Below are 7,935 nucleotides of genomic sequence, written 5' to 3'. Positions count from 1 at the left end.
TTCCTTTCTAAAAAAGATTGTTTGCTTTCGATTATGACTATTTGTACCATACTCTAGGAACAATGTCAAGACAATTGTCAAGCGATCTGGAAATAAACAGGAACATGGTAACTCACCCCTGTTTAGAAGAGGCAATAAGGTGCCTTATGCGAAGTTGCCGACATCAAACCTGCTTATTTTCGATTGTTGTTCCTTGTTCTTTTTATAAAACTTATAAAACAAGACGAAAGCCAGATGTGCAGAAAAAGAACTTTATTTTTAAATTGTATATATCTTAATATTAGGAATCTCTAGTTATTATGTTCATTTATAATAGAAACGCCTGCTATTAGCTAGGCAGCAGGCGAACTATTACTTTGCAAGAATAGTTTATTATATCTTATCTAACTTCTCAACACGAAGTTTCTTTACCATGGGTTTGTTAATTTTATCAGGCATCCAATCAGGTGCATTAGCAGGTTTAGCAACTTTCTGTACTGAACCTTTAAATATATGCAGTCTCCATTTGCCGTCTTTCTTCTGCCCATGTTCTCTGAGCTTGATCAGACCATCGCTGTCTTTCAATCCCCTGGAAGCAGCCTTTAAAGCAGCCTGTCTTGCTCCTTTACCCTTAAATACATTGTCTTCTTTCTTGCCTATCCTTAATGAATAGAGCTTTGCTTCTGCTTTTTTCTTTGCCATTGTTTCCCCTCCTTGTTTTAATGGTTCGCGCAGTTTTCCCTCTTATTTTCTAATTCTCAATTTCCCATCTTTAAAAACACAAAACTTATTCAAAAGATTATTAGAGTGTTTTTCTAAAATATTTTCTATAACTTTAACCTTTTCCTCAGACGCAGCTTCTTCAAGCCTTAACAATAAAACACCTGCATGTGGTAATCCGGAATTATACACTAACTCTCCAAAATCTTTATCCATAGTAACAACCATTCGCTTTCCTGAAACTGCCATCTTTAGTATTTCTTCATCAAGCATTTGAGGATTTATGTCTCTAACACTTTTTGTATCATATCCATGATTTATAAGCCAACTCTCAACTTTTATACTAACTCCAACATCAACTAAAAATTTTAAGCTCTTTTGCTTCACCTCCAAGTGCCTATTGCGAGTTTGAAAACTTGCTCCTCGCTAACCAATTCAGATGCATGAAGTAAAACTGCCTGAATATCCTCAGACTCCAACTCAGGATACTCTTTAAGCAATTCCTGAGTTGTGATTCCACCAGCTAAGGCTTTTAATATCTGGTCAACTGTAATTCGTAAACCTCTAATAGTCGGTTTGCCAACCATCACATCAGGATTGGCGGTAATCCTATCCAACAGATATTGAGCATTCATATCTTTTCCTCCATTTTCTAATTTGGTTATCTGATTGCCAGAACTTTATCCAAATTCTTTAATTCTATTCTACATCTTCAGAGGACATTGTCAAACTAACAATTTTTTTAGTGTGGGCTGAAATACATAGGAAATGCTTTTTGTTTGATTTTATTCGCTTTCCCTAATGCTCTTAATAAATCTGGAAAGACACGCTTTCATTTTCTCATCATTTGAGATAAATTGTATGCCAATGTTGTAATCTTCTTCTTTCTGTAAGTGCCAGATTATCTGTTCATTTAATTCCAAATAGTTTTCAGTATTCAACACAGGAATTCTTACTTGGGGTAATGCTAGAGAAAGGCAAATTTTGGCCATGGCGCTGTTTTCATACAAAAAAGTAGGGGTTCTTAACATTACCGCCAAACCCGGAATTTCAAAGCTAATTTAGGGTTAAACGATGGTAAATATTCCTTAATAGGGAACTAGACACGAATCGGTTAGCAGCGAAGGTTTATTTAATATAACAGACTATCAATAATCTGTTACATTATGCGTACAGAAGCCAGCAAATATTTTCAGAAAAGCTATTAAAAGATATGTTTTTCTCCAAAAACCATCACTTTTTCTTATATTATGCGTGCAGGAGAAAAATACTTGCTGCACATTTTTCTGAAAAAGACTATTCTGCACGCATAATCTGGGACATTAACGAGGGTATTGATTATGCGTACAGAACACACGCCAAAAAACCTATGGATAAAAGATTTCCTTAAAGATATAAAATCTGAGAATCTTTCTCCTGCGACAATATGTGGATCCTATTGGGGCCACAGGGAGATTTAGAAGAAATTACGAATAAAGCAAGCTGTCCTAGCATGTTATCAAACGCTATTGTGTATTGGGTTGGAACAAGCTAAACAAAAAAGAAAAGTTCTGGGCAGACCTAAGACAGCGATAAGTAAAACTAAGGAAGTAAGGAAGTTTTGGAAAGAGAAAATATTCAAGTCCGAAATCGCCAGGAGACTTGGGATTCATAGACGATCTGTCGGGAAAATCATTAAAACATTTGATGATTAATAAGGGGGTTGATTATGCGTGCAGGACGCTAACGCCCTAATTTGGCGTTTTGTGCCGTGTACGCCTATAAGCGCTTTAAGAAAGAAAATTTTTTTAAGGAAGGAGTACTGTCTGTCTGTCTGTCTGTCTGTCTGTCTGTCTGTCTGTCTGTCTGTCTGTCTGTCTGTCTGTCTGTCTGTCTGTCTGTCGCAAGATATGTGCCAACTTATTTTCCTGTTTTTCACGTTTTCCATACCTCTTGATAGTCCTTCTCTACATCCTTTAAAGATAGATGCTGATAAACTTCCAGGGATTTCTTTGTGCTGTGGCCAGATATGAGCTGAATCTGCGCATCTGACATTCCCTTTCTTGTAAGAAATGTCAGAAACTGGTGCCTTAAAATGTGCGGGCCAAGACGGCGGTTGGAATCCGCATCTATTCCAGCGTTTTTCATATATCCTGAAACAACCTGCTGGATCCTGCGCGGTGTGTATTTTGTTCCTCTGTTTGATTCAAATAGATACTGTTTACCATTAGGGTTTGCCAAATATGCCTCCAGCACCAGACGAAAAGCCTCCGGAAACAAAACATAGCGATCTTTTGATCCTTTACCCTGGTTGATAAAAATTTTGTTGTTTTTTATATCTATATCTGAAACTTTTATATTCACAAGCTCTGATACGCGTAGGCCTGTATAAAAAAGAAGTTTGAGCATAATCTTATGCGATAACAAAGAATCCTCTATTCCCTCAAAAAAGGAAGATAATTCATGGTCAGTAAGAATCCTGGGAAGGCGTTTTGAGCGATCATTGGGCTTGAGATTGAGATTACCACGAACAGCTTTAAAAACATATCTCAACTGATCATAGTTAAGATGATGACGGCGTGCAATCCGAGTGAAATTAGAAATAATAGATCCTTTTTCGCTACGCCTTTCTATAAGCATTTAAAAACTCCTCTCTTGAAATTCCAGACTGAGTACATATTGTCTTTAATGTAGAAGCTTTTATTTTTTGATGATTCGGCATAGTTAAAGGGGTTTTACTACCATCCTGATTCTCGCGCATCATAGAAATATGTTCTTTTTCTCTTATAGGTTGAAAACCTAAAAATTTAAACGCCTTGACTACTTTGCGCTTAGGAGCATCAATTGGAAATTTTGCCATTAAGCTTCTACGACTGCTTCAGCAACAAAAGCTTCTATAATTCGAGACTCTGTCTCTAATGTCTCTTTTCCAAATGTCTTGATATGAAACTGAATTGCTGATTTTATATCAGATAAAGCTTCCTCGTAAGTATCGCCCTGCCCAACCACAACTCCTTTAAATCCTAATGGATATGAGACATAACCATCGGGGTGTTTTTCTACAACAATTTTAAATTGTGTCATTATTCTTCTCCTTTTATTTTTCGCTCTTTAATTTAGAGTGTGAAATTTAATCTCCTTTTGTTTTATTTTATGCCAAGATTCTGGCAAAAACAAGTAAAACTTTTCGCTTTCTGTGAAAACTGCGAAATTAAAAGGGTTATTCGGGTTTTACTTTATAATGCTCAAACCGAATACCAATTCCTTCTACTTTTATTACTACCCTGGGAAATAGTATAAATTTAAACTATTTTAAGAAAGTTTAAGTTTTAAAAGGACGAGATAATACAGGTAGGGAAAACACAGCCACTATAATAAGAGTATAGAGATTAATATTGCCACGATAGTTTTTTAAGTTATTTATTTAAAAATTCTTCTTTTAGTATTTTTAATCTTGTACTTCTTAATATTGGCCCTTCAAATTCCGGCTTAATTTTTAGTTTATCAACTTCATACCTTACTCTTTGTTGTATTCCCCTTTTTTCCTCGTCTTCTAATGAATTAAATATTTGCTCAAGGGATTCGTCTAAATCTTTGCTTTGTTCAAGTTTTTTCCTTTCCTCTCTGTTTTTTCTAAAATCTTCTTTCTTTTTTATATCTATTTCTTCTTTAAAACTACCCAATTGAATCCTTCCTGTTTGCTGCCATTTTTTTAATATTCCTTCCATATAATGTAGGCTGGGTTTTGCACGTTTTACAGATTCAGTAAATGCACGATCTACCCAATTTTGAGAGTATTTAGTAATATAATCTTTAAGTAATTCTTGCCCAGTTTCTTTAAGATTTAGTTCTTTTATAATCTTTTTAAAAATATTACCACCACTATTTTCACCTATATTTACTTGACCTACATGACTATCATGAATTTTAATTATATTAGTTGTGATTTGTTGTTTTTCTTTACTTGGTTGTGTTACTTTATTATATATTACTTTATTAGGGTTAAATTTTTGCACTACCCTCTGGTATGGTTTTTGCACTACCCTCGGTATATTATTTACACTACCACTAGTGTAATTTTTGCACTGCCTTAGTGCAACCATTACACTGCCTTCATATTCAAAAACTATTCTAAAGCGATTACTTTTAAGAGAATTCCCTTTAACCTTCATAATAAAGCCATTTTCTACTAATTCTTTTACGCCATCTATTACAGAATGCCTGCTTAAACCAGAAAGTTTTTCTATGCGAGAGGTGGAAAGAAAAGCTTCACCATCTCTATTTATATGAACACCAATTACAGGATAGATCGATTTTGCAGAAGGAGAAAGTTTTGCATAAGAACCACTTTTAAAGACGTCATTAAGAAACATAAAATAACCGAGACGACCCCTAATTTCTTTCTGATCCACTATCTTTCTCCATTTTTAAACACATGATTATACTACTTTTTCTTAGCTTTTGTAATACTATAATACCTAAATTGTCGACCACCACCTCGCTCAGCCCTCGTCCATTTTTCTCTAGCCACTAATCCTTTACGATATAGCGCCGCTAATTTATTAGAAGCTATGTGTACAGAGTTATAATGCATAGCTGTCGCAAGTTCTCTAGTGCTTATAGATTTCACACTAAGAAGTTTTTCAATAATAGGGCTATAACTATCTTTAACGTCACCTATAAGGCTCCAGCGATCATTGGTTTTAATAAATAGAACCTTAGAAGCTTCTTTAAGTGTTCTGTTTATAGTTTCTATTTGATGATCTTGCAATTCAGATAAGACTATAAATTTATCGGGATAAACTCCTGCGTCTATCATTCCCAGAACCGTGTTAAATATAGTATCGGCACAGGAGAAATCTATGGTTCTTATATTCTTAAAAGATATATTTAGTCCGGTATGAACAGGTAAATTATCTAAATGCTTACATACGTCTTTTCTTTTTTCTTTCCCAGCTTCTCTCCCTATAAGTAAACCGTCTTCAGTTTCTAATAAATGGTCATCTAAATATAATTCCATAAAGCAAATCCTTTTTAATGTTTCTTATTAAAAAGTAAGACTTCTATCTGTGTCCCTGGAAAACATGCAGAAGTTGAAGAAAGCCAGGTTTTCCCTGATGGCTTATATGTCTTGGGAGAAAAAGAGACTTTAGCCCTGCTAGAGCGCACACTTAAATAACCATGGGAGTCTTCAATTATTTTTTTTACCTCAAGAAGTCCAATTCCTCTCCGTTCGCTTAACCTGGAAGAAACTCTTTTATTGAAAGCTAATTTTAAAGCCAAAAATTCATCTTTAATACCGAGACTATCTCCCAGACGCTTAGGTATTCCTATTCCTAAATCCATCACAACTATTTCAACCTTTCTTTTTGTTGCGGCTAAGGCAATATATCCTTTTGGCATAGAATCAACCACACTATGATCTATAATATTTTGAGTAAGTTCACCTATAATGTTTTGAATATAGTCAATTTTTTGTCCCGGGTAATGTAATATATTAGTCAGATATGGTTGAAATATATTTATAGTGCTATCAAGTAGTTTCCGAATTCCCCCTGCATCTTCTACAAACATAAACATTATAATAGAATTCTTTTTATCATTTATTTGCCAAAAAGGATTATTTTTGAAAGGTTTTGGTTCACGACTTTTGGCAGCATTGCGGATATTACGCAATGTTTCAAAAACAGCATTGTGAGTGTCGTTAGAAGGATATTTTATATTAAAACTTCTATTCAGAAGTTTATTTAAAAATTTACCTAGAAGAAAAATTCCCATTTCACCATAGAGGCTTAATTTTTTACTACTTTCAAGGTCTATAACTATTTGTTTTGTAATTTGAGATCTTTTTAAAAATGGTGTAGCGGATATAGAGAATACAAGCTTATCAAAAGCGTGGGCATCCAAAAGACTCCCCTCAGGTCTTACATAATAATTATTCGCCTTTTGAGATAACAAATTCATTGCCACTGATTTATTATATTATTTAACATTACATAATAACTATACCGTTCAATTTTGAACGTGTCAAGAATAAAATCAAGCAAAAATGGAAATGAATAGAAATATTTAGAAATAAATTATAGAACTACTTCTGGCTTGCTTCCTGTTCCACTTTGATAGACTTAACTGGTTGGATGGAACCCGTAGGAATCGGTTTTATTATTCCCTCTTCTTTTTCTACAGCCTTGGTAAATGCCTTTAGAACGGCATTTACAACATCAGAGATATCAGACCTTTTCCAATATGCATACGCTTTTACTTTATCAACAACATCTTTTTCATATTTGTAAGTATGAGGGATGCGGACAGGCTTAACAACTTTCTCTTGGGTTTTTATATTATCCAAATTATCTGTATTACTCGTATTACTAAGCTTTTTTGAAGGTTCTTTTTTCTTTTTTTGGATTATAGAGGAAAAAACACCATCCAGTTTATCATTTTTTTCAACCATTTTTGGTCTCCTTTGCTAAAATTTCATTACACAAACTATTATAGTCTTCGGCCCCATGACTTTCAGAATCGTACTCAAAGATACTTTTACTTCTAGAAGAAGCCTCGGCCAGTTTTACATTTTCCCTAATTTTTGTCTTTAACAACATGCCGCTAAAGTTATCCTTCAACACCTTAAGAGCTTCTTCCGAAAGTTTTCTCCGGGAATCATACATACAAGGCAGAATTCCTATAATTTGGATCGCGTGATTGAGCTTCTTTTTAACTTTTTCAACTGTTTTAAATAAATCACTAAGTCCCTTTAAAGCGAAATATTCCGCCTGGACTGTTATTAAAACCCCATCAGCTGCGCAAAGAGCGTTAATGGTTAAAAGATTTAAGCTGGGTGGGCAGTCTATAATTATATAATCGTAATCAGCTTGTATTTTCTCTAGAATATCTTTTAAAAGTTCCTGGTTACCTATTTCTTTGGATAATTCCAAGTCTGCAGTTGCTAAAGATATATCTGCCGGTGCAATTTTAACATCCCCCGTTTCTTTAATTACTTCACTTAAGGTTTTTTGGTCCTTTAGGGCGTTATATATTGTAATATCCAAGTCATCGGGTTCAAGGCCAGTATGAATAGTTAAGTGTCCCTGCGGATCTAAATCTACTAAAAGAACATCCTTTCCTTTACGCGCAAGGGCTTTCCCTAAATTAAAGACAGTTGTTGTTTTACCCACGCCGCCTTTTTGATTGGCTACTGCAATAATATTAGACATATGGGTACTCCTTTATTTTCTTAAAATATAAATAATATTATAT

Annotated in this window: 12 protein-coding genes; all 12 read right to left on the bottom strand. The window is 34.4% G+C overall.

From position 1 onward, the window contains the following. Positions 1-372: 372 nt before the first annotated feature. Entirely contained in the window at positions 373-681 is a 309-nt protein-coding gene (locus tag KKC91_06275; protein MBU0478155.1) for a non-histone chromosomal MC1 family protein, read from the bottom strand. Positions 682-723: 42 nt separating this feature from the next. After that, on the bottom strand, positions 724-1,086 hold the full coding sequence (locus tag KKC91_06270) for a DUF5615 family PIN-like protein (GenBank protein ID MBU0478154.1): 363 nt from the start codon (positions 1,084-1,086) through the stop codon (positions 724-726). Beyond that, the gene (locus KKC91_06265; protein ID MBU0478153.1) at positions 1,083-1,334 is read right to left on the bottom strand and encodes a DUF433 domain-containing protein; all 252 of its coding nucleotides are present in this window, start codon (positions 1,332-1,334) and stop codon (positions 1,083-1,085) included. The genes KKC91_06270 and KKC91_06265 overlap by 4 nt, the downstream gene beginning before the upstream one ends. Before the next feature lie 150 nt (positions 1,335-1,484). Further along, positions 1,485-1,691 carry a PilZ domain-containing protein gene (locus tag KKC91_06260; protein MBU0478152.1) on the bottom strand — a complete coding sequence of 69 codons (207 nt, stop codon included), beginning with the start codon at positions 1,689-1,691 and terminating at the stop codon, positions 1,485-1,487. Between the two features lie 922 nt (positions 1,692-2,613). Beyond that, on the bottom strand, positions 2,614-3,318 hold the full coding sequence (locus KKC91_06255; GenBank protein MBU0478151.1) for a tyrosine-type recombinase/integrase: 705 nt from the start codon (positions 3,316-3,318) through the stop codon (positions 2,614-2,616). Next, a complete protein-coding gene (locus KKC91_06250; GenBank protein MBU0478150.1) occupies positions 3,299-3,538 on the bottom strand; it encodes a type II toxin-antitoxin system HicA family toxin in 240 nt (79 codons plus the stop codon). The genes KKC91_06255 and KKC91_06250 overlap by 20 nt, the downstream gene beginning before the upstream one ends. Continuing rightward, on the bottom strand, positions 3,538-3,762 hold the full coding sequence (locus KKC91_06245) for a type II toxin-antitoxin system HicB family antitoxin (GenBank protein MBU0478149.1): 225 nt from the start codon (positions 3,760-3,762) through the stop codon (positions 3,538-3,540). The genes KKC91_06250 and KKC91_06245 overlap by 1 nt, the downstream gene beginning before the upstream one ends. Positions 3,763-4,094: 332 nt before the next feature. Continuing rightward, positions 4,095-5,090, bottom strand: coding sequence for a helix-turn-helix domain-containing protein (locus KKC91_06240; protein MBU0478148.1), 996 nt, complete (start codon positions 5,088-5,090; stop codon positions 4,095-4,097). 32 nt (positions 5,091-5,122) lie between these two features. Then, positions 5,123-5,698 carry a hypothetical protein gene (locus KKC91_06235; GenBank protein MBU0478147.1) on the bottom strand — a complete coding sequence of 192 codons (576 nt, stop codon included), beginning with the start codon at positions 5,696-5,698 and terminating at the stop codon, positions 5,123-5,125. A 14-nt stretch (positions 5,699-5,712) separates the two neighbouring features. Then, positions 5,713-6,642 (bottom strand): ATP-binding protein, encoded by a 930-nt coding sequence (locus KKC91_06230; protein MBU0478146.1) that lies wholly within the window; start codon positions 6,640-6,642, stop codon positions 5,713-5,715. A 124-nt stretch (positions 6,643-6,766) separates the two neighbouring features. Further along, positions 6,767-7,132, bottom strand: a complete 366-nt coding sequence (locus tag KKC91_06225; protein ID MBU0478145.1) for a hypothetical protein — start codon at positions 7,130-7,132, stop codon at positions 6,767-6,769. Then, on the bottom strand, positions 7,125-7,892 hold the full coding sequence (locus KKC91_06220) for an AAA family ATPase (GenBank protein MBU0478144.1): 768 nt from the start codon (positions 7,890-7,892) through the stop codon (positions 7,125-7,127). The genes KKC91_06225 and KKC91_06220 overlap by 8 nt, the downstream gene beginning before the upstream one ends. Positions 7,893-7,935: the final 43 nt, after the last annotated feature.

This window comes from bacterium (assembly GCA_018812485.1).
GTDB lineage: Bacteria > JAHJDO01 > JAHJDO01 > JAHJDO01 > JAHJDO01 > JAHJDO01.
The sequence above is the reverse complement of the archived record's forward strand: the minus strand, read 5'-3'. Positions and strand labels throughout refer to the sequence as shown.

Coding starts and splice junctions, on each gene's coding strand:
- KKC91_06275 (MBU0478155.1), bottom strand. CDS start 681: ATGGCAAAGAAAAAAGCAGAAGCAAAGCTCTATTCATTAAGGATAGGC.
- KKC91_06265 (MBU0478153.1), bottom strand. CDS start 1,334: ATGAATGCTCAATATCTGTTGGATAGGATTACCGCCAATCCTGATGTG.
- KKC91_06260 (MBU0478152.1), bottom strand. CDS start 1,691: ATGGCCAAAATTTGCCTTTCTCTAGCATTACCCCAAGTAAGAATTCCT.
- KKC91_06255 (MBU0478151.1), bottom strand. CDS start 3,318: ATGCTTATAGAAAGGCGTAGCGAAAAAGGATCTATTATTTCTAATTTC.
- KKC91_06250 (MBU0478150.1), bottom strand. CDS start 3,538: ATGGCAAAATTTCCAATTGATGCTCCTAAGCGCAAAGTAGTCAAGGCG.
- KKC91_06245 (MBU0478149.1), bottom strand. CDS start 3,762: ATGACACAATTTAAAATTGTTGTAGAAAAACACCCCGATGGTTATGTC.
- KKC91_06235 (MBU0478147.1), bottom strand. CDS start 5,698: ATGGAATTATATTTAGATGACCATTTATTAGAAACTGAAGACGGTTTA.
- KKC91_06230 (MBU0478146.1), bottom strand. CDS start 6,642: ATGAATTTGTTATCTCAAAAGGCGAATAATTATTATGTAAGACCTGAG.
- KKC91_06225 (MBU0478145.1), bottom strand. CDS start 7,132: ATGGTTGAAAAAAATGATAAACTGGATGGTGTTTTTTCCTCTATAATC.
- KKC91_06220 (MBU0478144.1), bottom strand. CDS start 7,892: ATGTCTAATATTATTGCAGTAGCCAATCAAAAAGGCGGCGTGGGTAAA.